This is a genomic window from Paenibacillus sp. WLX2291, from assembly GCF_046603665.1.
Classification (GTDB): Bacteria; Bacillota; Bacilli; order Paenibacillales; family Paenibacillaceae; genus Saccharibacillus.
The window spans coordinates 3,125,015-3,149,692 of the sequence record NZ_CP176755.1 but is presented as its reverse complement, the minus strand read 5'-3'; the positions used below and the strand labels follow the sequence as shown (position 1 = coordinate 3,149,692).

At 45.8% G+C, this 24,678-nt stretch carries 23 protein-coding genes and 1 riboswitch; of the genes, 21 read left to right on the top strand and 2 right to left on the bottom strand.

Features of this window, described 5'->3' with window-relative positions; all coding sequences use genetic code 11:
- Window positions 1–79: 79 nt before the first annotated feature.
- The 13 genes from ACDE64_RS13460 (at window position 80) to ACDE64_RS13400 (ending at window position 11,954) form a co-directional block, all read left to right on the top strand.
- Complete coding sequence (locus ACDE64_RS13460; protein ID WP_411347146.1) at window positions 80–850, top strand: TIGR01457 family HAD-type hydrolase; 771 nt, start codon at window positions 80–82, stop codon at window positions 848–850.
- Between the two features lie 90 nt (window positions 851–940).
- Entirely contained in the window at window positions 941–1,765 is an 825-nt protein-coding gene (locus ACDE64_RS13455; RefSeq protein ID WP_411342642.1) for an Fpg/Nei family DNA glycosylase, read from the top strand.
- A 24-nt stretch (window positions 1,766–1,789) separates the two neighbouring features.
- Complete coding sequence (locus ACDE64_RS13450; protein ID WP_411347145.1) at window positions 1,790–2,134, top strand: cyclic-phosphate processing receiver domain-containing protein; 345 nt, start codon at window positions 1,790–1,792, stop codon at window positions 2,132–2,134.
- 31 nt (window positions 2,135–2,165) lie between these two features.
- Window positions 2,166–2,489, top strand: a complete 324-nt coding sequence (locus ACDE64_RS13445; protein WP_411342640.1) for a thioredoxin — start codon at window positions 2,166–2,168, stop codon at window positions 2,487–2,489.
- 25 nt (window positions 2,490–2,514) lie between these two features.
- Complete coding sequence (locus ACDE64_RS13440; RefSeq protein ID WP_411347144.1) at window positions 2,515–3,585, top strand: SAM-dependent methyltransferase; 1,071 nt, start codon at window positions 2,515–2,517, stop codon at window positions 3,583–3,585.
- Between the two features lie 36 nt (window positions 3,586–3,621).
- Entirely contained in the window at window positions 3,622–4,098 is a 477-nt protein-coding gene (locus tag ACDE64_RS13435) for a DinB family protein (protein ID WP_411342638.1), read from the top strand.
- Window positions 4,099–4,327: 229 nt separating this feature from the next.
- On the top strand, window positions 4,328–5,830 hold the full coding sequence (locus ACDE64_RS13430) for a serine/threonine protein kinase (RefSeq protein WP_411346791.1): 1,503 nt from the start codon (window positions 4,328–4,330) through the stop codon (window positions 5,828–5,830).
- 413 nt (window positions 5,831–6,243) lie between these two features.
- Window positions 6,244–7,149: a hypothetical protein gene (locus ACDE64_RS13425; RefSeq protein ID WP_411342637.1), complete on the top strand. Its 906-nt coding sequence runs from the start codon at window positions 6,244–6,246 to the stop codon at window positions 7,147–7,149.
- Between the two features lie 205 nt (window positions 7,150–7,354).
- Window positions 7,355–7,462, top strand: a riboswitch (TPP riboswitch).
- 365 nt (window positions 7,463–7,827) lie between these two features.
- On the top strand, window positions 7,828–8,553 hold the full coding sequence (locus ACDE64_RS13420; protein ID WP_411347143.1) for a thiamine phosphate synthase: 726 nt from the start codon (window positions 7,828–7,830) through the stop codon (window positions 8,551–8,553).
- Window positions 8,543–9,721, top strand: coding sequence for a glycine oxidase ThiO (gene thiO, locus ACDE64_RS13415; RefSeq protein WP_411347142.1), 1,179 nt, complete (start codon window positions 8,543–8,545; stop codon window positions 9,719–9,721). The genes ACDE64_RS13420 and thiO overlap by 11 nt, the downstream gene beginning before the upstream one ends.
- Before the next feature lie 190 nt (window positions 9,722–9,911).
- The gene (thiS, locus tag ACDE64_RS13410) at window positions 9,912–10,115 is read left to right on the top strand and encodes a sulfur carrier protein ThiS (protein ID WP_411347141.1); all 204 of its coding nucleotides are present in this window, start codon (window positions 9,912–9,914) and stop codon (window positions 10,113–10,115) included.
- Window position 10,116: 1 nt separating this feature from the next.
- Window positions 10,117–10,884: a thiazole synthase gene (locus ACDE64_RS13405; RefSeq protein ID WP_411347140.1), complete on the top strand. Its 768-nt coding sequence runs from the start codon at window positions 10,117–10,119 to the stop codon at window positions 10,882–10,884.
- Between the two features lie 14 nt (window positions 10,885–10,898).
- The gene (locus ACDE64_RS13400) at window positions 10,899–11,954 is read left to right on the top strand and encodes a thiazole biosynthesis adenylyltransferase ThiF (protein WP_411350294.1); all 1,056 of its coding nucleotides are present in this window, start codon (window positions 10,899–10,901) and stop codon (window positions 11,952–11,954) included.
- Window positions 11,955–12,317: 363 nt separating this feature from the next.
- Here the strand turns inward: ACDE64_RS13400 and ACDE64_RS13395 are convergent, their stop codons facing one another.
- Together ACDE64_RS13395 and ACDE64_RS13390 are read right to left on the bottom strand one after the other, a co-directional pair.
- Window positions 12,318–12,965, bottom strand: coding sequence for a thiamine diphosphokinase (locus ACDE64_RS13395; RefSeq protein ID WP_411347139.1), 648 nt, complete (start codon window positions 12,963–12,965; stop codon window positions 12,318–12,320).
- Between the two features lie 560 nt (window positions 12,966–13,525).
- Window positions 13,526–14,260: an alpha/beta hydrolase gene (locus ACDE64_RS13390; RefSeq protein ID WP_411347138.1), complete on the bottom strand. Its 735-nt coding sequence runs from the start codon at window positions 14,258–14,260 to the stop codon at window positions 13,526–13,528.
- 264 nt (window positions 14,261–14,524) lie between these two features.
- On the opposite strand from ACDE64_RS13390, the gene pdhA reads away from it, so the two are divergent.
- The 8 genes from pdhA (at window position 14,525) to ACDE64_RS13350 (ending at window position 24,491) form a co-directional block, all read left to right on the top strand.
- A complete protein-coding gene (pdhA, locus tag ACDE64_RS13385) occupies window positions 14,525–15,592 on the top strand; it encodes a pyruvate dehydrogenase (acetyl-transferring) E1 component subunit alpha (protein ID WP_411347137.1) in 1,068 nt (355 codons plus the stop codon).
- Window positions 15,593–15,695: 103 nt separating this feature from the next.
- Complete coding sequence (locus ACDE64_RS13380; RefSeq protein ID WP_411342629.1) at window positions 15,696–16,673, top strand: alpha-ketoacid dehydrogenase subunit beta; 978 nt, start codon at window positions 15,696–15,698, stop codon at window positions 16,671–16,673.
- Window positions 16,674–16,961: 288 nt separating this feature from the next.
- A complete protein-coding gene (locus tag ACDE64_RS13375; RefSeq protein ID WP_411342628.1) occupies window positions 16,962–18,332 on the top strand; it encodes a dihydrolipoamide acetyltransferase family protein in 1,371 nt (456 codons plus the stop codon).
- Between the two features lie 4 nt (window positions 18,333–18,336).
- Window positions 18,337–19,761, top strand: a complete 1,425-nt coding sequence (gene lpdA / locus ACDE64_RS13370; RefSeq protein WP_411347136.1) for a dihydrolipoyl dehydrogenase — start codon at window positions 18,337–18,339, stop codon at window positions 19,759–19,761.
- Window positions 19,762–20,267: 506 nt separating this feature from the next.
- Window positions 20,268–20,417 (top strand): 50S ribosomal protein L33, encoded by a 150-nt coding sequence (gene rpmG, locus ACDE64_RS13365; RefSeq protein WP_082472246.1) that lies wholly within the window; start codon window positions 20,268–20,270, stop codon window positions 20,415–20,417.
- Between the two features lie 379 nt (window positions 20,418–20,796).
- A complete protein-coding gene (gene thyA, locus ACDE64_RS13360; protein ID WP_411347135.1) occupies window positions 20,797–21,591 on the top strand; it encodes a thymidylate synthase in 795 nt (264 codons plus the stop codon).
- Window positions 21,592–22,095: 504 nt separating this feature from the next.
- A complete protein-coding gene (locus ACDE64_RS13355) occupies window positions 22,096–22,581 on the top strand; it encodes a dihydrofolate reductase (RefSeq protein WP_411347134.1) in 486 nt (161 codons plus the stop codon).
- Between the two features lie 422 nt (window positions 22,582–23,003).
- On the top strand, window positions 23,004–24,491 hold the full coding sequence (locus ACDE64_RS13350) for a glutamate synthase subunit beta (protein ID WP_411342625.1): 1,488 nt from the start codon (window positions 23,004–23,006) through the stop codon (window positions 24,489–24,491).
- Window positions 24,492–24,678 lie beyond the last annotated feature (187 nt).

Genomic DNA, 24,678 nt, shown 5'->3' with positions numbered 1-24,678 from the left:
CAGGTGAGCAAATCGTTTGCCTTATGCCGCAACTTTTTTTACAATGGGGATTGTGAGTAATAGAGAGGATGGCTATAGGATGGGGCATACGAAAGGAATGCTGATTGATCTTGATGGAACGCTATATCACGGCAACCGTGTGATTCCCGGCGCGGCAGCATGGATCAAGCAGCTTGAGCAGGCGCAGACGCCATATCTGTATGTGACGAATAATTCCTCACGTACAGCCGCGGGAGTGTCTGCACATCTGACCGAGCTAGGTATTGAAGCAACGCCGAATCAAGTATGCACATCAGCGCTCGCCGCTGCCGCCTACATCGCGGATGAACAGCCGGGGGCGCGCGTCTATGTGATCGGTGAACCGGGCTTGATCAACGCAGTAGAGGAAGCAGGATTGATCGTAACTGATGAGCAGCCAGATTATGTGCTGCAAGGGATTGACCGTCAGTTTGATTATGACAAGCTAACGATCGCGTTACGATTGATCGGGCAGGGCGCACGCTTTGTTCTGACAAATCCTGATCTGCAATTGCCGTCTCATGATGGCTTGCTGCCAGGAGCGGGAACACTGGGCGCAGCAATCTCAGCCGCTGCCGCAGTAGAGCCGATTATTATTGGCAAACCATCTTCGATACTGATGCAATATGCGCTAGATCGAATCGGGTTGCCTGCCTCTGATACGATCGTAGTTGGCGACAATATGCTGACTGATATTGCAGCCGGAGTTGCTGCTGGATGTCAGACCATTCTCGTTACGACCGGAGTGACAACAGCGGATAATCTGTCTGCCCACGAAGCGCGTAGCGGTGTGAAAGCAGATCGCATCTGTGCATCATTGGCGGAGATTTAACCGACTGCACGATAAACGTATACGAAGTATGAATCAAGTATGAATATAGATTACATGCAGTTTTATTATCAGAGAGAGAGGGACAACATTATGCCTGAATTGCCAGAACTGGAAAATTACAAGATTCAACTGACTCGTTACATTTTGAATACATCGATTGAGAAAATGGTACTTGGGCTTGCCCGTGTATCGAATGTAGAAGCTGATCCTACCAATATGCTGCTGAGCGGCAACCGGGTTGCTTTTATCGAACGTCGCGGCAAATATCTGAATCTGCACCTGCACAGCGGACACCGCATCATAATGAGCATCGTACTGGGCAGCTCGCTCTACTATGGTGTGCGTGAGCAACATGCGAACCGCAAGTCCGATGTGGAGTTGCAGTTTGAGGACGGTACTTCGTTGTACTATACCGCTGGTCGTCAAGGCATCTTCCACTTCTGTTCGGCAAAAGAAGCGCAGGCGTACTTTGCGGATCTCGGTCCAGAAGCAACCGATCGCAAATTAACGCGTGAGCAATTTACAAGTCTGATCAAAAGTCGTCGTGGTGCATTGAAAACAGCATTGCTGAATCAATCCGTAATTGCAGGAATTGGCAGCTATTATGCGGACGAGATCGCATTTACCGCAGGTTTGTTACCAACTGCCAAAGTGCAGGAATTAGATGAAGAAGCGCTTGGCAAGTTATATGATGCAATGCATATCGTGCTGCAAGAGGCGATCGAAGCAGGCGGTCATATGGAAGGTCAGCCATTGACTGCTAACGATGCGTTAACTGGCGGCTTCCATGCGCTGCGCCGTGTATATGAACGTGAAGGGGAACCATCTGTTCGCTCGTCTACCGATACCGTTGTCAAAACAGAAGTAGCTGGGAAAAAGACATATTATTGTCCAGCATCGCAATTTGCCAATTAATTACGAAAGCGGGAGGGACAGCTGATGATTCATCTGTATCTGGATGATTACCGTCCGTGTCCAAAGGGTTTTGCACTCGCGAGAGATGGCGGCGAATGTCTGACCATGTTGCGCCAGTGTGAGGTGGATATTTTATCGCTGGATCATGAGCTGGGTTGGGGTCAGATGGATGGCACCGATGTTGTCAAAGCAATGATCCAAGAAGGGCTGTATGCACGCGAGATTTATTTGCATACATCCAGCATGTCTGGTAAGAAGAGCATGTATGAATTGCTGTATCAAGCGAAGCCAGAGCATGTGATCTTGCATAACGGTCCCATTGCGTCAGAACGGTTAGAGCAGATTGCTGCTAATCATGTAAAGGAATAAACGATAATATCCATCAACAGGAGGTGATGTCATGATTCAGGAATTAAATGAAAAGCAAGCGCTGGAATTGGCATCACAATCCGGCGAAATGGCGGTCATTTATGCGTATACGCCCTTTTGCGGCACATGCAAACTAGGCAGGAAGATGCTAGATGCTTCTTTGCCGCTGTTGCCTGAGCAGCAGGTGTATGCGCTCAATATCAATTTTGCGCCCCGTCTTGTACAGGAGCTGCAATTGACTAGCGTACCGTGTCTGATCGTATTCGAGGCATGGCGTGAACGGAAGCCGCGTATGTTGTATCGCCTGCAATCGGTACAGCGTATTCTTGAGCATGTACGCGGCACAACCGTATAATCTATTGGAGGCTATAGAATATTTCATGAATGATCAGGAGAAACAACATCCGTCCGAGCAGCAGGCGGAATCGCGTTGGATCGGTACAGCCAATCATGGCTTTGCCGCTTATGCGCAGGAAGAATTAAAACGTGCGTTTGGATCGGTGAAAAGTTCCGTACTGGTGCATAGCGAGGTATTGCTGCTAACCCTGCCTGCTAGTGAACAAGACGTACTTGAACAGCTGCAACGTCAACCGCTGATGTTCTTGCGACATATTCAGCCGGTACGTTATGATATCGTGCTAGAGCAATTGGAAGATACGATTGATCCGCTGGATACACTAGTAGAATTGCTACTCAAGCGCGAAGAGCTGTACGGTATTCCGCTGTCACTTCAGGTTCGTAAAACGAGCGATGCCGAAACGGATGGCGGCAATGCCTCCGAGCTGCGTCATCGTTTGGAAGAAAAGCTGGAATCGCTGCATGCTGAATTTACCGTACACCAGCCAACATTGACGATTTCCGTGTTCTGGACGTCAGACCGATTATATGCAGGCATTTCACGACCGGAAGATAATCTGTCCGACTGGAACGGTGGAGCGATTCGTTTTCAACGTGAGGAAGGTCAGATTTCACGTGCCAAATTCAAGTTGCTAGAAGCAGAAGCAGTGTTCGGTATTGATTTTACCGCTTTCCGACGCGGATTGGATGTCGGTGCAGCGCCGGGCGGCTGGACATCCTTTTTGCTAGAGCGTGGGATGCATGTAACAGCAGTTGATCCTGCCAAAATGCATTCGTCCCTGCAAAATCATCCCCAGCTCAAAAGCGTTCGCCGCAATGCTTCGGATGTCAAATTCAGTCCCGGCGAATTTGATCTGCTCGTATGTGATATGAGCTGGAGTCCGAAACTGACTGCACGTCTGGTGATCGACTTGCTGGATGCGGTATCACCCGGCGGCACTGTTATTGTGACCGTTAAGTTGATGCACAAAAAGCCGCTTGCCGTCATTCGTGAAGTCATTCAATCGTTCGAAGATGCGCGACTGCAAGTACAGCGTGCCAAGCAATTGTTTCACAACCGTGATGAAATTACGCTGTATATGGTAAAATATTAATATGTAGTTGCTGTATATCTTCCAAGAAGGATGTGCATGATGCAAAATACTATTTATCGTTATTGGCCGGATATGGAACGCTTTGTTGAATCCATTCGCAATATTCCTGAAACGGAGCTGGATTATAAACCGGCGCCAGAAGCATGGAGTATTCGTGAAATTGTCGTTCATCTGTTTGATGTGGAAATTGTATTGCAGCATCGCTTGAAGTTGATTTTGTGTGAAGCAGAGCCGCCGACACTGGTTGCCTTTGATCAGGATCGTTGGGCGCAGCGTTTGAATTATGCTGGTTTGGATCTGGAGCATCATTTGCAAGCATTGCTGGCGATGCGACGTGCTTTTGTACCCGTACTGGAAACGATTAGCGAAGAAGATCAGCATCGCATCGGCATTCATACGACCGACGGTGAGATTACGGCGCGTATGGTCGTTGATAAGCTGTGTGTGACGCATCTGGAGTCGCATGTCAAACAAGTGCAGCGTAATCGCGATGCCTTTGCATCAGCCAAGTAATTGTCATCTGTCTTTACATTGCTCGCAACATCATTTATAATTCAAGTACATTGAATATGCAGCGGACAGGGAAAGCATCCCGTTTGAGTGAATGCCATTATGGCGTTTATTCGGCGGGATGCTTTTCTTTTTTATACCCGCTTGAACGGATCATTCACTGGTCGCTGCCATAACGATAAGGAACTGTAATGGGGCATTGTGATACCGTTACAGGGGAGGAGATACGGTGATGGTTTTCCCAACACGATTGCAGCAAGGGACGATAGTGGAGCAACGGTATCATATTGAACGACAGATTGGCAGTGGCGGGATGAGTCATGTATATTTGGCACATGATCTGAAGCTGCCGGGCAAACAATGGGCGATTAAGGAGACGGTATCGTTACCGTCCAAATACCGTGAAGCTGCTGCTGAAGCGCGCATGTTGACAACACTGGTACATCCATGTCTGCCGCGTATCGTCGATTATATTCAAAATGATCCAGATGGTTACACCTATCTTGTAATGGACTATATCGATGGAGATACGTTGGAACATAAATTTCAAATGGAGCCGCATACAGTGGATGGCGATTTTATTATGCGGTGCGGAGATCAGCTACTCAGTGTGCTGGAATATCTACATCAGCACAATCCGCCGATCGTATTCCGCGATATGAAGCCATCGAATGTGATGATTACATCTCAGGGTGAAATTCGGTTGATTGATTTTGGCATTGCTCGTACGTTTAAGCCAGACGAGAATCAAGATACAGTCAAGTTAGGAACGGTAGGTTTTGCCGCTCCAGAACAATACGGCAGTGGACAGACGGATCATCGTTCTGATCTGTATGGATTGGGAGCATTGCTGTTGTATCTATGTACTGCGGGTCAATATAGTGAATGGAAAAGTGAGGTGGAATCATCTATCCGTAACGATGTAAAGCCTGCTTTTATACAGATGCTACGTCGTTTATTACAATATAGCCCTGCCAATCGTTTTCAATCGGCAAGCGAAGCGAGAACTGCGCTAAATCTAGCAATCGGGCATTCTGCTGCTCAAGCCGGAAGTGATCATCCTTCGACTATGCTGAAATGGAACAAAACAACACAGGTGATTGCTTTGATTGGGGCGACACCGGGAACAGGTACAACTCATACAGCAGTTAGCATCGCTCACTACCTTGCCCGGCTTGGGCACAAAGTCGCACTGGTCGAAATGAATAGTTACCCGGGTGCATTTGCCCGTATCCAGCAGGTAGCATTACAAGGAATGACCGATCAGGAAAGGCTGCGCGAGTCGCGAAGATTTGAACTGGAAGGGGTCGATTACTGGCGCGAAGCAGCACGAGCGGAAGTTGTTTCACTCCTCAGCGGCAGTTATCATTTTTTGATACTGGATCTTGGTGGATATCGGCGCAATGATCGACTGGAGGAGTTTTTACGCGCTGATTTGCCGCTTGTTGTTGGCTCTGGGGCGGAATGGCGGTATCAGGATATACTGAATATGGTTCATGATTTGAGGCGTTATTCGCAGGAGAAATGGCAATATTGTTTACCACTGGCACAAGAGGAAGCGGTGCAACGGCTGCAACGTGAATTGGGGAGTGACCATGTGTATGGGTTGCCAGCTCAGCCTGATCCGTTTGATCGACAGCAGGATATGGACGAATTGCTTACCCTTCTTTTGCGCAATTATTTGCCCGCCATCCCGCGAAAGAAGCGCTTTCGATTCCATCTTTCCCTGTTTTAAATTTGATATTCAACAATTAGAATGCAAAAAGTCTCAGACGTAGATTCACTGGACAGGGTACATAAGATCATTCCATACTCGGCCTTTTATCACTTTGAAGCAATAGTAATATATTATAAGCTGTACTAAACGGCTATCTGCGAACTCATCCACATCTATTCACTCTCTATTCGTAGCAAACATCATACCACATACGGGCCATCTGCAAACATTGTACAGACATCAATACAGGCTGCGATAAAGGTTGCAATGATTCATCACTTTTTACAGAAAATATTTGCACCAATGATCATTATCGATTGCAATCTGATGTGCTATCAATTCTGTTGCCTGTATACACAAACGCACAAACAGGATCATAAACCGACTGCTTATGATCCCACGGATAGCCAGGGAGATAAGGAGGAGTGAATATGACGACGGTTATGTTTTGGAGTCCGGATAACGGACAGGGTAAAACGTCTGCGCATACAGTTATTACTGCGATTACAGCTGCATTGCAATACAGGGCACGTCTGCTTCTCTGCCATAATGATGAACGTGGACATGGTGTAGAATATGGAATTACAGCGGATTTGAGCGAGCCAGTGGCAGACATCTGGAAGAACGGGCCTGGCATTGATCGTCTGCATTATTTGCAGCAGTCAGGTATTCTGAATGCAGGCAATGTGACCGATTATATGGTGCCGCTAGTACGTGATCGGCTTCATTTACTGGCAGGAACACAACATGCTCACAACGAAGCAAACCGCAATCCTGTATTTTGGAACAATCTATTTCAGGCGGCAAGTCATCATTATGACTTGGTGTTAATGGATGCAGGTTGTGGCGAAGACAAGCTGCCATTGCTTGAATTGGCAGACCTCGTAGTTGTGAATCTGGGACAAAACCGCGAGTCCTTGCACAACTTTTTTGCCAACCCATTATATGCGGATTGGGAATGGAGTTCTTCATGGATGCCGGTAATCGGAGCATATCAACCGAAAGGCAAACTGACAGAAACCGAAATCAGTCGTCGTTTTGGGTTGCAGCGCCAGTTATACACACTGAATCATTGCCAGCCTTTACAGGATGCATGGAATGTACAACGCCTGCTGTCTTTTATGCGAAATCGGCTTGTTCTCGATTGGCCAGAGCAACAATTGGGTCAATTTTTCAGACAATCGTTTTTGCTGACATCGGGTATTCTCGAACAGCTTGAGCAACAGGAAAATGCAGCTTTGCCACAGCAAGCCGTACTGGCGGGTGAACGGTCTAGCATTCATCGGATTCGTCATCTGGCATTGAAAATGCCATCGCTTGTATATTCTCCCGTTTGATTGTAAACAGATCGACTTCCTGAACCTGCTAAGCTTAATCATGTAACAGATGGTAAATAATAAATTGTAACTAGCAGATTATAAAGTGCACCCAGGGTGCATTTACATAAACAGCGATAAACCTGTATATGAAAATAGCAGCTTCATTTGCTTTATTGATACAGGTTTGCTAAGATGAGAATGTTTCAAACGACAACAGCATATCCATATGCACTAGGGGAGCCTTTATAGGCTGAGATGACAGCATACTGCTGACGAACCCTTTGGACCTGATCTGGATCATACCAGCGTAGGGAAGTGGAAGAGCATATCCGATATGAGGAAATGAAGACGTATTCCGGGTTTTAAATAGCATCTAATGTTGTATCAGCATGATCGGTTATATTCTATTACATGATAGTTACTATGGGATGGATCGCGATCAGGCAATATAATACGGTAAATGATGTGAATATAATAGTTAACCGGAATAGATTATGATCATCTTCAACCTCATGAATCTGCCTTTGCTCTGGGTAGCAGAAGGATCACTGATTTGCAGGTGAATCCGAGTGCAAACCCTGTTTATTTCATAACGATAAAATAAACAGCCACTTTCCAATTGGAAGGTGGCTGTTTTGCGTATATTGGTATCTGCAAGGCAGTTATACAAACGAAGCATACAAAGAAGGTGATCCAATGGAACTGCATGTAGTGACTCCCGGTACGCTAACGCAACAAGGTGTGATAGACATTAGTGTACGTATTCATCCTTACGTGACAGCAATCCATATTCGTGAAAAAAGCTGGACAGAGCAACAAATCATACAGACCGTTCAGCAGATGTTGCTGCGAGATATACCTGCTTTTTTGATTGTCATTAATAATCATCCGCAATTGGCGCTGGAATTAGGGGTTGGAGGTGTACATTTACCAGAATTTGCAGCTATGTATACCGCCAGTGATTGCATTGAGTCAGACAACAAATCTTCGACCAAATCCAATCACAACATTGCTCAATCATCTTCATTAACGATCAGTCGTTCCGTTCATAGTGTTGAACGTGCATGGGAAGCAGAACAGGAAGGCTGTCATTATGCAATATTCGGACATATTTACGCTACCCAGTCCAAGCACGGAGTCGAACCGCGCGGAGTAGAGCAACTGGCAAAAGTCTGTTCAGCAACAAATATGCCTATAATCGCAATTGGCGGCATACAGCCACATCATTGTGCAGAATTACATGCTGCTGGTGCGGCTGGCATAGCGGTGATGTCTTCCATATTCACTGCCAGTTCTCCGCTGCAAGCAGTCCAACAATATGCAGATGCTATACAACAGACTGGTTCTGCGCAACAAGCAGTTTACAACAAACGTCCACGAGAGATGAACGGGACAACAGGGAGTGGCATTCATGAGACATGAAGGACAGTACGATGTGATTGTCGTTGGCGCGGGCGCAATTGGAGCAGCGATTGCACTGGAATGTCAGAGCCGTGGAGCAAACGTCGCGATAGTAGAAAAACAACGACCAGCAGCAGGAGCTTCCGGTGCAGCAGGTGGAATGTTGGCTGCATCGTCTGAGCATTTTGTGCATCAGGATTTGCAGCGACTCGCATTACGCAGTCGTTCATTGTATCCGGCGCTTGCGCAGCGTTTGTATAACTGCACTGGAATCGACATTGGTTTGCGCAAGGAAGGATTTCTTTTACCAATTGAAGATACTGCCAACACTATAAATGTTGCTGCCTCTATAGGGAATGCTGCCGATACTAGCCCGCAGCAAGGGTTGGAATGGTGGAATGCTATACGATTGGCAGATGTTGAGCCGTATATACGGGCAGAGCAAGGTATGATGTACAACCCGGATGAGTTGCAGCTAATTCCTAAGCTACTTACCGAAGCATTGGTAGGTGCAGCCATTCATGGCGGGGCAGATGTTTATCGAAATTATGATGTGAACCGTCTGTTGCGAGAAACGGGAGGTAATGGTGCCGTTTGCGGTGTAGTGACCGATGATTCGATACTACGCAGTGAGCATGTAGTACTTGCTTCTGGGTTGGGTACATCAAGGCTGTTGATGGCTGAACACTGGCAATTGCCATTTGTTCCGGTTAAAGGAGAACTCATCGAACTTCAGACACCTGTACCGTGGCTGCATCACACGATCTATGGCGAGCAGATATATTTGATTCCCAAGCATGATCACAAAATTTGGGTAGGAGCAACAAGCAAACCGGGACAGCATGACACTACCTTTACAGCAGGAGCAGTGATGGAATTATTGCTAAAAGGTCAGCGCCATTTACCGCGCCTTGGCGAAGCTGAGCTGCTGCGCTGCTGGGCTGGTGTACGACCCGGAACACCGGATGAATTGCCGTATCTCGGTGCAGTACCGCAGCTGCCCGGATTATGGATTGCCTCTGGACATTATCGCAATGGGATTTTGTTGGCAGCTGGTACAGCCAAATGGATCGCAGATGCGATAGCCGGACGTGGGAATGCAGCCATTCCAAACTGCTTTCACCCCGAGCGCGCCTTGCGTTTCATGCATTCTGTAGATGCTGCCTCTGTTCATGTCTCCACCTCTTGATGCTAGCTCTTATCTGCATCAAGAAGTAAGAAGTCAACAATGATCAATCCTATAAAAAGAAAGTTTCAATTAGCAAACTCATCTCAGGTAATTTAGTACAGAGTACAGAGTACAGAGTACAGAGTACAGAGTACAGAGTACAGAGTACAGAGTACAGAATAAAACAGTCGCAAACGAAAGGAAAATTACTATGCAGTTGATTATCAACGGCAGTACACGTACATTTCCCGATGCGCCCGAAACGGTACAGCAATTGCTGAATATTCTTCAATTGCAGGGCAAAATGGTTATCGTCGAGCATAACGAACAGATTTTGCAAAAACAGGATCACGGACAAGCCCAGTTAGAAGCAGGCGACAAGTTAGAGATTGTACATTTTGTAGGAGGTGGCTAATATGTTGAATATTGGACAACATCAATTCTCATCACGTTTATTACTTGGTACAGGTAAATTCAGTGATCTGGATACACAGGCGCAAGCTGTGAAGGTTTCAGGAACAGAGGTGTTGACTTTCGCTGTTCGGCGCTTAAATCTGGATCAGCCAGATGAGCCTAATTTTCTGGAGCAATTGGATCTGACGAAGTATAAGCTGTTGCCCAATACGGCAGGCGCGCACACAGCGGAAGAAGCTGTACGTATCGCTCGTCTCGCCAGAGCATCTGGATTATGTGATATGATAAAGGTTGAAGTCATCGGCAATGACGCATTGATCTTGCCAGACCCGTTGGAAACGTACAAAGCCTGCGAAATTTTGCTGGCGGACGGCTTCACGGTGTTGCCTTACATTTCCGATGATTATATGCTGGCAAAAAGGCTGCAACAGCTCGGTGTACATGCCGTTATGCCCGGAGCATCACCGATTGGCTCTGGACGCGGAATTCTAAATCCGTCTTCGCTGGAATGGATTATCGGTGATGCCAGCGTACCGGTAATTGTTGATGCCGGTATTCGCTCGCCTGGGGATGCAGCACGTGCGATGGAGTTGGGTGCTGATGCAGTACTGTTGAATACTGCGGTATCCGGTGCCAATGATCCGATACGTATGGCAAATGCCATGCGGCTGGCTGTAGAAGCCGGTCGGCTTGGTCGGGAAGCTGGTATGATTCCAGTGCGGCAGTATGCAGTGGCAAGCAGCCCTGCAGAAGGGATGATTACGACTTGAGTCGAGAAGATAATATGAATACGCAACAACCGTCCACGATGGATAACCATCAACGCTACTCGCGGCAGGAGTTATTTGCACCGCTTGGGCGGGACGGTCAGCAGCAGTTGCAGCAATCCACTGTGCTGATTATTGGTGCAGGTGCACTTGGCTCCAGTTCTGCGGAGACGCTCGTACGTGCAGGTGTGGGGCGTGTAATTATTGCAGATCGTGATTATGTAGAGTGGAGCAATTTGCAGCGTCAGCAGCTTTTTACGGAGCAGGACGCAGCAGATCGTGTACCGAAAGCAATTGCTGCTCGGGATCGTCTGCGACAAATCAACTCCACCGTGCAGATTGAAGCGCATATCGCTGATGTGACAGCGAACGAAATAGAAGAGTGGGTAGACGGAGTCGATCTGATCATGGATGCGACCGATAATTTCGAGACACGTCTACTGATTAATGACGTTTCACAAAAGCATCGTATTCCATGGATTTATGGTGGATGCGTAGGTAGTTATGGCATTACATTTACGATTGTGCCGGGTGTTACGCCTTGTCTTCAATGTTTGATGGAATCGGCACCGCTTGGCGGCGATACATGTGATACGTCCGGTATTATTCCACCAGCGGTACAGATGGTTGTCGCTCATCAGACAACGGAAGCCTTAAAATTGCTGTCTGGTCATAGGGAACAATTGCGAGGAACACTGCTGTCATTTGATCTATGGCGCAACGAACACGTTTCGATCAAAATGAATGGCGCTCGTCGTTCCAACTGCCCATCCTGCGGTGAGCATCCGACGTATCCGCATTTAAGTCATGAGGGGCAGAGTAAAAGTGAAGTGTTATGCGGACGCGATACAGTACAGATTCGCCCACCACATCGACAAACGCTGGATCTTCAGCAAACTGCTCGCCGTCTAAAAGCACAGGCGGAGCATGAAGTGACGGTTAATCCATTTCTACTGTCGATGACGCTACATGAAGGTAGACGAATGGTAGTGTTTCAGGATGGCAGGGTAATGGTTCACGGCACGAAAGATATTGCCGAAGCACGTACTGTATATCATCGCTATTTTGGCTAAAATTTGAGAAGTATTTCTTCATCATCGGCGCCAAATAGAACGAGAAAAGCTATTTTCAAATAAATATCGAGCAAAAATGTAATGTTTATTTTAACAAAGAATCTAGCTGTTTTGAAAAACAGTGGAACAATAGCGAAAAAAGAGATGTAAGTCACAACGACTTACATCTCTTTTTCATAATCAAATAATGGCGATGTATTTATTTGTAATATAAAAATAACGAACAATCTTGCAATTCCAGCTTCTTGATCAATTATCATCGTTGCACAAAGCACAAAGCACAAAGCACAAAGCACAAAGCACAAAGCACAAAGCACAAAGCACAAAAGTAAAATGTGCCTTACTTTGTTGCTTCCTAGGAATTTAATCCCGACTTTGAATAATCATCAATAATCCGCCTTCAATCGTCACTTTACCTTGATCGGCTGCCAGATGGTTGCTAATTCCTAAGGATTGCCCCATCCGCAGCGTAGCATTTTCCAGCGGATACTGAAATCCTTCCAGATAAATCCCAGTCACTTCGGACGTAATTGGCAGCAGCGATACATAAGGATACTCTAGCTTATGCACGATGGAGGATGTGGATGTCAACGATATGTAGTTGTTCATATCCTGAATAACGCAATGCACCTGATGTTGCACAGCCCGCACCAGTAATTGTACATTCGCAATCGTATGGTCAAACCGCGTACCCAGTGCACCAAAGATAACCATATTCTGAATATGACGCTGCATAGCTGCTTCGAACGCAGCTTCCGTATCAGACCAGTTTTTATCAACAGGATCGAACACGACCAGTTCATCGGAATTCTCGCGAATTTGTTCCAACTGGATATGCTGATCCTGCAAAGAATCAAAATCACCAATCGCCAGATTCGGTCTGATCCCGTGCTCTACCAGAAACAATGCTCCCCGATCAGCGCCGATCACAAAATCATCGTCACGAATTTCCTTCAAAAAATCAGGGTGTAACAGACCGCCTGAGAAAATAAGAGCGCGTGTTGCAGCCATGAAATCTCCCTCTTTCTGTCCATAATAATGTGCCGCTAAGAGAACAACGGCAATTTACGATAAGCCTATCCATATATGTAACTCTAAATTGAAAATTACAGTTGCGCAACTTTTACATACACCGATACAATAGAGTTTGGGAATAGGATCTGTTTGCTGGAACGCTTATGATGTTGCGCTGACAGATATGTCTATTGTTATTGTTGAAAATGTAAGCGTAAACATTGAGAAATGACGTTTGAATTCCCATTTTTAAATGTAATAAGTTAAGAGTTGTCCATGACAGTTCCCATACGCTGAGTAACGCAGCACCTGTACCGGACGAACGATCATACAATCGTCGTACCAATGTTCATGCTAACCGTCCGTAGTGATACCCCTTCATCTTCTTCATACTGCCTATATCAATAACCGCAGCGACAGATACGCTGCGGCTGGATCATCGTAAGTAGAAGATGTATTGTCATGTCTGATTAAACGCGTCTTCACTGGAACGGTGAATTATCGAGACTGGTTACAGCAAAGTAGACTTGGAACGACACTTGTTACTGATTGCTGAATTAGACTTCCTTGAGGAAATATTTGAGTGCATCGGGCAATTCCTTTTGCCAGAAGCCCCATAGGTGCTTGCCGTCTTTTTCAGTATAACGGACAGTAGCGCCTCGTTCCAGTAACAGATCGCGTGTGTCGCGGTTCAACTGTACAAAGTCGTATACGCCAGTATCACTTTCAAAATCCGTTTCCTGCAAACCGACGATCATGTATACGTCCAAGGCAGACAAGTTAGTTTCAGCGGCAATCAGCTTCTGACTCTGCTCGTAATAAGCACCGGATAGACTGATAATTCGCTGGAATAGCTGCGGATAGAGGAGGGCAAGGTGCATAGATACACTGCCACCAAGCGAATCGCCAGCAAGGATACGCTCATCAGCTGATGTACGTACTGGATATTTTCCTTCAATATATGGAATAATCTCCTCGGCAAAGCAGGCGGTATAAGCATCAAAGCGACTACCGAATGGCGCATATTCTTGAGTACGGATTTTCGTGTTTACTTCTACACCAACGACGATAAACGGTTCAATATTATCGTCCAAAATTAACTGATTGGCGTAAGTAGCAATTCGTCCAAAGTTAAAAAACTCCTCGCCATCCTGACAATAAATAACGGGATAGCTAAGCAGTTCATTATAACCGGGCGGAAGATAGATGCGTAGCGTACGGGATTCACCCAAATGGCGGCTCTGTATTTCCTCTTTTAGAATGGTTCGCTTCAAGTAGCGAGAATCTGTCATGGAGATCACCTTTTTCATCGTAATTGTTGTATCAGAATTTTGCATTACAACGTATAATACGTTACTATTAAGTGGTGTGCTTTTTAGGAAAAGTATTTACATTTGCATTAACTGTTATATTAATTAAATAAACCTGTTATACATACAATAATTGCTGCTGCTTATGAATTTCAATGTATGCTTTGACGAACGGAGTAGAACAGGTGTATAATAATTCTATAACAGCGGAACATGATATTCAAATTTTTTATTGAGGTGAATAAAATGAGCAAGGTTCCTTATGAAGTTTACACGGAAGAAGTGGAAACACTTTCCGTTCTTTCCCCAGAAGGCAAAATTGTTAATCCTGACAAAGTGCCTGATTTGACTGATGATCAATTGAAAGAAATTATGTACCGTATGGTATTTACACGTACTTGGGATGATCGTGCCGTTAACCTCGGCCGTCAAGGTCGTCTTGGTTTCTATGCACCGGTTTCCGGTCAAGAAGCAACAATGGTAGGTAGCGTATATGCGCTTGATAAAGAAGATTTCGTATGTCCGGGTTACCGTGATATGCCTCAGCTGGTATGGCACGGTCTGCCGCTGCACCAAGCATTCCTGTACTCCCGTGGTCATCAAGAAGGTGGACGCATTCCTGAAGGCGTTAACGTTCTGATGCCGCAAATTATCATCGGTGCGCAAATCGTTCATGCGATGGGTATCGCTATGGGTTACAAACTGAAAAAACAAAAACAAGTCGTTATTGCTTACACAGGTGACGGTGGTTCTTCGGAAGGCGACTTCTACGAAGGTCTGAACTTTGCTGGTGCATACAAACTGCCTGCAATCTTCTTCGTACAAAACAATGGCTATGCCATCACAACTCCATTTGCTAAACAAACCGCTGCACTGTCGATCGCACACAAAGCGATTGCTGCTGGTATCACTGGCGTAAAAATCGACGGTATGGACGTATTCGCGGTTATCACGGCTGTTCGTGAAGCTGCTGAACGCGCACGTAACGGTGAAGGCGCTACTCTGATCGAAGCTGTCACTTATCGTTTCCGTCCACACTCCATGTCCGATGATACGAGTAAATATCGTACCAAAGACGAAGAAGGTATCTGGAGCGAAAAAGATCCGATTGCTCGCCTTGCCAAATACCTGGGTGAAAAAGGTCTGTGGTCTGACGAAGATACAGAGCGCGTAAGAGAAGAAGCAAAAGCAAAAGTGAACGAAGAAATCAAAAAAGCCGAGAAAACAGAGAAAATGACTGTTGCCGGTCTGATCGATAGCATGTTCGAAACAACACCTCACGATCTGGAAGAGCAAAAAGCTGATTTCCAATAAGATGATCTGTCCTTAGGGGCGTTTGAGGTTTATCTATAGTACCGTAGCACATCCTTGATGCGTGAACATGAACAGTGAAATGTTTAAGGAGGAAATGAAGCAAATGGCACAAATGAATATGAAAGAAGCGATTCGTGACGCGATTCGCGTTGAGATGAAAAACGATCCTAACGTGCTCATCTTTGGTGAGGACGTAGGTAAAGTCGGCGGTGTATTCCGTGCGACAGAAGGTCTGCAAGACGAGTTTGGCGAGGAGCGCGTATTCGATACGCCGCTGGCTGAGTCCGCAATCGGCGGTCTGGCATTCGGTCTGGGTATCCAAGGCTTCCGTCCAATTGCTGAAATTCAATTCGTAGGCTTTATCTTTGAAGCTCTCGATCAAATGGCAGTACAAGCGGCACGTCTGCGTTATCGTTCCGGCGGTCGTTACAATGCACCAATCGTATTCCGTACACCTTTCGGTGGCGGCGTAAAAGCGGCTGAGCTGCACACGGACGATCTGTCTGGTCTGCTGGCACAAACACCGGGTATCAAAGTGGTTATCCCTTCGAACCCTTACGATGCAAAAGGTCTGATGATCGCAGCAATTCGCGAAAACGACCCTGTCTTCTTCATGGAGCACTTGAACCTGTACCATGCGTTCCGTGCTGATGTACCTGAAGAAGCTTATACTGTCGAAATCGGTAAAGCCAATGTTGTACGTGAAGGTTCTGACGTAACTCTGATCGGTTACGGTATGACCGTTCACACAGCAACCAAAGCTGCTGATCAACTGGCAGAACAAGGCATCAAAGCTGAAATTATCGATCTGCGCACACTGAGCCCAATCGATATCGATACAATCATCACTTCCGTACAAAAAACAAACCGCGCTATCGTGGTTCAAGAAGCTCAAAAGAGCTCTGGCGTAGCAGCAGAAGTTATCGCACAAATCAACGAAAAAGCAATCCTGCATCTGGAAGCTCCAGTACTGCGTGTTTGCCCGCCGGATACAATCTATCCGTTCGCACAAGTTGAAGATGCTTGGCTGCCTACACCGCAACGCATTATCGACGCTGTAAACAAAGTAATGAACTTCTAATTGGATTAAAATAGCCATCCGGCTTTTTGAACCTAACGTTCACGACTTGATGAATTAAAGGTGCAAGGAAACAAGAGGCGGATTGCAAGATGGCATTCGTCCGGTCAACCATCCATCCCGGGAAGGTGGAGACCGGCGAACACCTTTCTACAGGCGCCTTTTGGCTTTGCCCATAAGCGGCATATCGGTCGCTATACGTTCTACTATATCTATTTATTATTTATCAACGATTGTTGACATACCGGCCTTATGCGCTGTTCAACAATTTTAATCAGGGAGGTTTTGCAAGTGGCAAGATTCGTATATAAATTTCCAGAGCTTGGTGAAGGACTGCACGAAGGCGAAATCATCAAGATGCACATTAAACCAGGTGACAAAGTAACTGATGACAGCATCATCATGGAAGTACAAAATGATAAAGCGGTTGTTGAAGTTCCTTGTCCAGTTGAAGGTACAGTACTTGAAGTATTGACCAATGATGGTCAAGTTTGCCACGTTGGCGAAACAGTAGCAATCATCGATGCAACAGGCGATATCCCTGATCAAGAGGATGAAGAACCAGCTGAGCAATCTGCTCCAGAACAGAAGAGCGGTCAAGAAATCGATGCAGCTCAAGGTAGCGCTGATACTAGCACTTCTCCAGCAGCATCCAGCCCGGCTGATGCCAAAGACGGTCAAGCAACAAATGCTTCCGCACCGGCAGCACCAAACAAAGATGTACTGGCTACACCAAGCGTTCGTAAATTTGCACGTGAGCAAGGCGTTGATCTGGGTCAAGTAAGTGGCACAGGCAGCAACGGCAAAATCACTCGCGAAGATATCGAATCGTTCAAACAAGGTGGCGGTCAAGTAGCTTCTAGCGCAACAACAGAAGCAGCGGCAGCAGACAAAGCAGCTGCGCCGGTAGATTCCGCAGCAACTCCAGCAGCATCTTCTGCACCAGCAGCATCCGCAGCTGGCGACGAAGAGCGCGTACCATTCAAAGGTATCCGTAAAGTTATCGCTAACGCTATGGTGAAATCGGCGTACACAGCTCCACACGTAACGATCATGGACGAAGTTGACGTTACGGAACTGGTTGCTTTCCGTACACGCATGAAACCACTGGCTGAAAAACGCGGTACAAAAGTCACTTATCTGCCATTCATCGTAAAAGCACTCGTGTCCGCGGCGCGTCAATTCCCGGCATTGAACGCTTCTATCGACGAAAAAACAGAAGAAATTGTCTACAAAAAACACTACGACATCGGTATCGCAACAGATACGCCTAACGGCTTGATCGTACCGGTTGTAAAAGATGCTGACCGTAAGAGTATCTTCATGATCGCTGATACAATCAACGATCTGGCTGTTCGTGGACGTGACGGTAAACTGGCTGCTAACGAAATGAGAGGCAGCACAATCTCGATCTCCAACATCGGTTCCGCAGGCGGTATGTTCTTTACTCCAATCATCAACTTCCCTGAAGTTGCGATTCTGGGTACAGGTCGCATCAGCGAAAAAGCGGTAATCAAAAATGGCGAAGTGGTAGCAGCACCAGTAATGGCACTGTCCCTGAGCTTTGACCACCGTATTATTGACGGCGCAACTGCACAACACTTTATGAACCATATCAAATCACTGCTTGGTAACCCTGAGCTGTTAACTATGGAGGTGTAATTCAATGGTAGTAGGAGATGCTTCTATCGATATTGAAACGTTAGTAATCGGTGCGGGACCTGGTGGCTATGTAGCCGCCATCCGCGCTGCACAATTGGGTCAAAAAGTTCTGATCGTCGACAAGTCCGAACTTGGTGGCGTATGTTTGAACCGCGGTTGTATTCCTTCCAAAGCGCTGATCGCAGCTGCTCACCAGTTTGAAGCTGCACAGCACGGCGAACAATTCGGTATTACGGTAGGCGACGTAAAAGTTGACTTCGGTAAAACACAAGAATTTAAAAACGGCGTTGTGAAAAAAATGACTGGCGGCGTAAGCGGTCTGCTCAAAGGCAACAAAGTTGAAGTTTTCCAAGGTGAGTGCATGTTCATCAATGAAAACGAAGCGCGTCTGTTCAATGACCATGAGTCCCCGCGCTACCGTTTCAAAAACTGCATCATCGCAACAGGTTCCCGTCCAATCGAACTGAAAGCATTCCCGTTTGGCGGTCGCATCCTGTCTTCAACAGAAGCACTGAACCTGCCTGAAATTCCAAAATCGATGATCGTTATCGGTGGTGGATACATCGGTGCCGAGTTGAGCCAAATGTATGCTAAATTTGGTACAAAAATTACAATCATTGAAGGTCTGGATACAATTCTGCCAGGCTTCGATAAAGATATGACTTCGCTCGTAGCGAAAAATATGAAAAAATCCGGTGCAGAGATCTTCACAAACGCGAAAGCAGAAAGTGCAACTCAAACCGACAAAGACGTTACTGTAAAATTCACAGTAGATGGCAAAGAACAAGAACTGACTGCGGATTACTTGCTCGTTACAGTTGGTCGTCGTCCAAATACAGACGGCGAACTGGGTCTGGATCTGATCGAATTGGAACTGACTGATCGTGGTCTGGTGAAAATCGACCACCAAGGACGCACAAGCATTCCGCACATCTTTGCAATCGGCGACATCGTTGAAGGTCCGGCACTGGCACACAAAGCTTCTTATGAAGCAAAAGTGGTAGCTGAAGTAATCTCCGGTATGCCTTCCGTGATCGATTACAAATGTGTACCTGCTGTAGCGTTTACTGATCCTGAATGCGCAAGCGTAGGTCTGACTGAAACGGAAGCAAAAGCGAACGGATACAAAGTATCCGCAGGTAAATTCCCTTATGCTGGTAACGGTCGTGCAACTTCTCTGGGTAATACTGAAGGCTTCGTGAAAATCGTTGCTGATGAAGAAACAGGCGTTGTACTGGGTAGCCAAATTGTAGGTCTGGAATCTTCTAACATGATTGCAGAACTGGGTCTGGCTATCGAAATGGGAGCTACACTCGAAGATCTGGCTCTGACAATCCATGCGCATCCAACACTGGGTGAGATCGTAATGGAAGCAGCTGAGCTGGTTATGGGTCATCCGATCCACGTTGTAGCTCCACGTAAGAAGTAATTTCTTTTCAAAAGGGACTACATTTGTTCTTATCATAAGATGAGAGTGAATACATTTTCCGTGTTGTATACGAGAAGTAAGATAGAGGATAGCGATGAACAGTATGCTGCATTCAGCGGTGCAGCATACTGTTATCTCTACAATCAACTTATTCTTTAGTCTCTGCCATATATCATTATTTGTTGCTTAATCGTACTCGTGATTGGACTTTTATCCCCGATGGCAGAAGTATGCAACCATGCAGCCTTTATACAGCGGTGAACAAGAACGTACACTTCTCAGGCAACTGGTGAGATTGTACAGATTCATAAGCAGGCAAAGGTGAGGAACAGCCGCCAGAGAGCTCCTGGCGGTTTTTCATATGCTGGAATTCAAGTGAATACATGTTCGTAAAAATGTATTGGTTTTTAAAACAATGTATGCTAAAATGGACAAGGTGTTTAATTGATTTTACGGAAGAGTTAATTTAATCATTCCTGATTACCAATGAAGTGAGGTGAATTCACATGCGCGTTATCGTAACTTTGGCATGCACAGAGACTGGCGATCGTAACTACACAACAACCAAGAACAAACGGAACCATCCGGAGCGTCTTGAGCTGAAAAAATATTGCCCACGTCTGAAAAAATACACGCTTCACCGCGAAACTCGTTAATTTTCGCTTGAATGTGTAATGAAGCCCCTGATTGCTATTGCAGTCAGGGGTTTTTATTTTGTTTGTATGGTGCTATTGCGCTATAGATGCATAAGACTTGATATATACTGTACATAAAATAGAAATCATTTGTAGAGAAGAATGATAGGTATTTGAAGTTCAAATGATTATAATAGAACTTAGTGAGTAGAAAGCTTGAAGAAGCTGTACATGAAATCATCAACAATGGTACACTAGTTTTTGTGTTTAAAAACAGCGACCATCGCAACGTGTAGCGTTGCACAATGAGCACAGCAAGATGAGGATCTTGATTTACAATAGGTGACTTAGGAGCTGTTGCTGTGCCAGAACACAAGTCTTAGTTATGAGGTGTATAGTAATGAAAGCATATTTAGAACTGTTGCAGGATATTCTAGACAATGGTGTCGAGAAAGGTGACCGTACAGGAACAGGAACGATTTCTGTATTTGGTCGTCAGATGCGAATCAATTTACAGGAAGGCTTTCCGCTGCTGACAACGAAACGGATGCATACGCGCTCGATTATTCATGAACTGCTCTGGTTTCTGAGTGGGAATACTAATATTAATTATTTGCGTGAGAATGGCGTGACGATCTGGGATGAATGGGCAGACGAAGATGGTAATCTCGGTCGCGTCTACGGCTCACAATGGCGTGATTGGCGTGGTCCAGGCGGCGAACAGGTTGATCAGATCACGTCTGTAATCCAGCAAATCAAAAACAACCCCAATTCCCGTCGTCATATCGTCAACGCATGGAATGCTGCCGAAGTTGATAACATGGCACTACCACCATGCCACTATGCGTTCCAATTTTACGTAGCTGATGGCAAGCTGTCCTGCATGTTCCAAATGCGTTCCGTCGATACGTTCCTCGGTCTGCCATTCAATCTCGCTTCGTATGCACTGCTAACCCATATGGTCGCCCAACAATGCGATTTGCAAGTCGGTGATCTGATCTGGACGGGCGGCGACGTACACATTTATAACAATCATCTGGAACAGGTCAAACTACAATTGACCCGTGAACCACACCATTTGCCAACACTGACCATTCAACGCAAGCCAGAATCGATCTTCGACTACACATTCGAAGACTTCCAATTTCAAAATTATGAATACCATCCAACTATCAAAGCACCAATCGCTATTTGATGAATGATAGTTACTCGCTTATTTCTCTCGTTGTAAGCATAAGGTAAGCGGAAGATAAGCCCAAGGTTATTCTGCCATGTTCACCTTGATGTCTAATGCTCTATCTATATGCAGTTAGAGTCTACAAATAGTCTACAAATGAAACAATGAATAAAAGGACATTCTTCCACTCGAAGAGTGTCCTTTTATTTTGCTATCCAGCCATCCTGCACACCACAGTACAAAACTTCCGCATGCACCTCTCACAATTCCATTACGCAGCTCCAATTCAAATTTCCAATTACAGTAAGTTGATCAAATTTATCAATCTCCCCATATAAAACTTTTAATAACTTGCTTTTTCACGAATTATCCATTATATACACTTACAAATCATTCGTAAAAGATTACAAGAAGTTGATGCAGAATGATAGGTTTTAATGATATGATATAGAATAAACTTATCCGGTTTGTTCAGATGGACATCAATCGGATATACACTGGAAGACAGGAGGTTTGGCCACAATGACAATGACATTGATCTGGGCGCAGGGCAAGCACGGAGTAATCGGGAAATATAACGATATGCCGTGGAAGTTGCCTGCCGATATGGCTTATTTCAAACAACAGACGCAGCACAAAACAATTGTCATGGGGCGCAAAACCTGGGAATCGTTTGGCGCAAAGCCGCTTCCTAATCGCCGCAATATTGTACTGACACGCGATCCGAAGTTTGTAGCAGAAGGTGCTGAGGTCGTGCACACAGTGGAGCAGGCGCTGAAGCTCGCGGGTGATGATGAGCTAATGATTATTGGCGGCTCGCAAATTTACGAACTATTTTTACGACATGCGGATGTTTTGCTTGTTACGCAGATTGAGCATGAGTTTGATGGAGATACGTATTTTCCGGCAGTCGATTGGTCGCTATGGAAGCTGGAGCAAGATACGCCGGGTATCCGTGATGAAAAGAATGTGTATGAGTACCATTTTGAAAAGTATGTGCGTCGCTAAATCGGCGTATTACTTTCAATTGAAATGCATAATTATTAACAAAATCTCATAATGCTTGTATAATGGTCCGAAGATTTTGTATATTTGCTGGATACATGTCTTGTTAAGGGGAAATCTCGTGTTTTTGCATAAATGTATATTTTGTCTGAAGAAAATGCTGAAACCCTTGCGGCTGTAGGGGGAGATTAGCGATATCGATAAGAGGAAAAAAATAAAAATATGCAAAATTTGATGAAAATCACACGATTGTTATTGCAAGATCTTTCATGACGGTGTAATCTCTATGTAAAAAGTACAAATAATTATGCGCTTAATCCATTTTGCCAATCTTGGTCATAATGCTACTCTTGAAAATAAACTTATCGGCAGACTGGTTATTGCAGAAGGTCGGCAGCGTATAGAACGGATGGGGGAAATTTAACATGTCTACACCTACTGGATTTATGGAATATAAAAGACAAATTCCTGCGGATCGTGATCCGCTTGAGCGTGTAAAAGACTGGGAAGAGTTCCACAAGCATATGGCTGAAGACGAGCTGCGTACACAAGGCGCACGATGTATGGATTGCGGAACGCCTTACTGTCACACGGGAATGAACATGGCAGGGTCCACCTTTGGCTGTCCGGTTCATAACCTGATTCCAGAATGGAATAACCTCGTATATCGTGGTCTGTGGAGAGAAGCGCTGGAGCGTCTGCACAAAACGAATAATTTCCCGGAATTTACTGGTCGTATCTGCCCGGCTCCGTGTGAAGGTTCGTGTACAGTCGGTCTGATTGGTCAGCCAGTCACGATCAAGACGATTGAAGAAGCGATTATTGAAAAAGGCTTTGCCGAAGGTTGGGTTGTACCTGAGCCGCCGGAGAAGCGTACGGGTCGCCGTGTAGCTGTTATCGGTTCCGGTCCTGCCGGATTGGCATGCGCTGCACAGCTGAACAAAGCTGGTCACAGTGTGACCGTATACGAACGTTCCGACCGTGTTGGCGGACTGCTGACATATGGTATTCCGAGCATGAAGCTGGATAAACAAATCGTCGAGCGTCGTGTAAACTTGCTCAAACAGGAAGGTATTGAGTTCATTACGAGCACCGAGATTGGTAAAGACATCCCTGCACAGCAGCTGGTCGATGATTATGATGCAGTCGTGCTTTGTGGCGGTGCAACGAAACCGCGTGAATTCAACATCGAAGGCAGCAAGCTGAATGGTGTAGTGTACGCGATGGATTACCTGAACGGCACGATCAAGAGCTTTTTGGATAGCAATCTGGAAGATGGTAATTACTTGTCCTCTCAGGACAAAGACGTGATCGTTATCGGTGGCGGGGATACCGGTTCTGACTGTGTAGCTACTTCCCTGCGTCACGGATGTCGCAGTGTAACGCAATTCGGTACGCATGATAAAGCACCACTGGAGCGCGATCCGATCGCTAACCCGTGGCCGCAATTCCCGAATGTATACACACTGGATTACGCGCAGGAAGAAGCAAAAGCGATCTTCGGTAGCGATCCGCGCGAGTTCTCAATCATGACAACCAAATTTGTCGGTGATGAAAATGGTAACCTGAAAGAACTGCATACGATTCAGATTCAACGTATTGTTGATGAAACAGGTCGCAAAATTTATCAGCCAATTCCGGGTACAGAGCGTGTATTCCCAGCAGAACTGGCACTGATTGCAATCGGTTTTGACGGACCAGAGCAAACGATTTCCCAGCAGCTGGGACTGGAAAGTGACCGCTGGACGAATGTAAAAGCACGTTATGGCAAATACACCACGAATGTGGATAAAGTATTCGCTGCGGGTGACATGCGTCGTGGACAAAGTCTGGTTGTGTGGGCGATTAACGAAGGTCGCGAAGCTGCGCGCGAAGTGGATAAATATCTGATGGGCGCAACCGTTCTCGTATAATAAGGCAGAGAGGATTCGACTGCGATGCAGTCATGTATTCTCGGTTTCCCATCCATGGATTCGGTTCGATTTACAATCGCAATTGTGCTATACTAAAATAGAGTTATACGAACGTGGTATAAAGGGGGCTGCACTCCAGAGTGTGGCTCCTTTTTTTGCCGAAAATCCGTTAAAATGATGATAATCA

What these genes read in the sequence shown, in the direction of transcription:
- ACDE64_RS13400 (WP_411350294.1), top strand. Translation starts at nt 10,899, where the DNA reads ATGAATACGCAACAACCGTCCACGATGGATAACCATCAACGCTACTCG.
- ACDE64_RS13450 (WP_411347145.1), top strand. Translation starts at nt 1,790, where the DNA reads ATGATTCATCTGTATCTGGATGATTACCGTCCGTGTCCAAAGGGTTTT.
- ACDE64_RS13355 (WP_411347134.1), top strand. Translation starts at nt 22,096, where the DNA reads ATGACAATGACATTGATCTGGGCGCAGGGCAAGCACGGAGTAATCGGG.
- ACDE64_RS13390 (WP_411347138.1), bottom strand. Translation starts at nt 14,260, where the DNA reads ATGACAGATTCTCGCTACTTGAAGCGAACCATTCTAAAAGAGGAAATA.
- lpdA (WP_411347136.1), top strand. Translation starts at nt 18,337, where the DNA reads ATGGTAGTAGGAGATGCTTCTATCGATATTGAAACGTTAGTAATCGGT.
- ACDE64_RS13435 (WP_411342638.1), top strand. Translation starts at nt 3,622, where the DNA reads ATGATGCAAAATACTATTTATCGTTATTGGCCGGATATGGAACGCTTT.
- ACDE64_RS13440 (WP_411347144.1), top strand. Translation starts at nt 2,515, where the DNA reads ATGAATGATCAGGAGAAACAACATCCGTCCGAGCAGCAGGCGGAATCG.
- ACDE64_RS13350 (WP_411342625.1), top strand. Translation starts at nt 23,004, where the DNA reads ATGTCTACACCTACTGGATTTATGGAATATAAAAGACAAATTCCTGCG.
- pdhA (WP_411347137.1), top strand. Translation starts at nt 14,525, where the DNA reads ATGAGCAAGGTTCCTTATGAAGTTTACACGGAAGAAGTGGAAACACTT.
- ACDE64_RS13420 (WP_411347143.1), top strand. Translation starts at nt 7,828, where the DNA reads ATGGAACTGCATGTAGTGACTCCCGGTACGCTAACGCAACAAGGTGTG.
- ACDE64_RS13405 (WP_411347140.1), top strand. Translation starts at nt 10,117, where the DNA reads ATGTTGAATATTGGACAACATCAATTCTCATCACGTTTATTACTTGGT.
- ACDE64_RS13455 (WP_411342642.1), top strand. Translation starts at nt 941, where the DNA reads ATGCCTGAATTGCCAGAACTGGAAAATTACAAGATTCAACTGACTCGT.
- ACDE64_RS13395 (WP_411347139.1), bottom strand. Translation starts at nt 12,965, where the DNA reads ATGGCTGCAACACGCGCTCTTATTTTCTCAGGCGGTCTGTTACACCCT.
- ACDE64_RS13460 (WP_411347146.1), top strand. Translation starts at nt 80, where the DNA reads ATGGGGCATACGAAAGGAATGCTGATTGATCTTGATGGAACGCTATAT.
- thyA (WP_411347135.1), top strand. Translation starts at nt 20,797, where the DNA reads ATGAAAGCATATTTAGAACTGTTGCAGGATATTCTAGACAATGGTGTC.
- ACDE64_RS13380 (WP_411342629.1), top strand. Translation starts at nt 15,696, where the DNA reads ATGGCACAAATGAATATGAAAGAAGCGATTCGTGACGCGATTCGCGTT.
- ACDE64_RS13430 (WP_411346791.1), top strand. Translation starts at nt 4,328, where the DNA reads ATGGTTTTCCCAACACGATTGCAGCAAGGGACGATAGTGGAGCAACGG.
- rpmG (WP_082472246.1), top strand. Translation starts at nt 20,268, where the DNA reads ATGCGCGTTATCGTAACTTTGGCATGCACAGAGACTGGCGATCGTAAC.
- ACDE64_RS13425 (WP_411342637.1), top strand. Translation starts at nt 6,244, where the DNA reads ATGACGACGGTTATGTTTTGGAGTCCGGATAACGGACAGGGTAAAACG.
- thiS (WP_411347141.1), top strand. Translation starts at nt 9,912, where the DNA reads ATGCAGTTGATTATCAACGGCAGTACACGTACATTTCCCGATGCGCCC.
- thiO (WP_411347142.1), top strand. Translation starts at nt 8,543, where the DNA reads ATGAGACATGAAGGACAGTACGATGTGATTGTCGTTGGCGCGGGCGCA.
- ACDE64_RS13445 (WP_411342640.1), top strand. Translation starts at nt 2,166, where the DNA reads ATGATTCAGGAATTAAATGAAAAGCAAGCGCTGGAATTGGCATCACAA.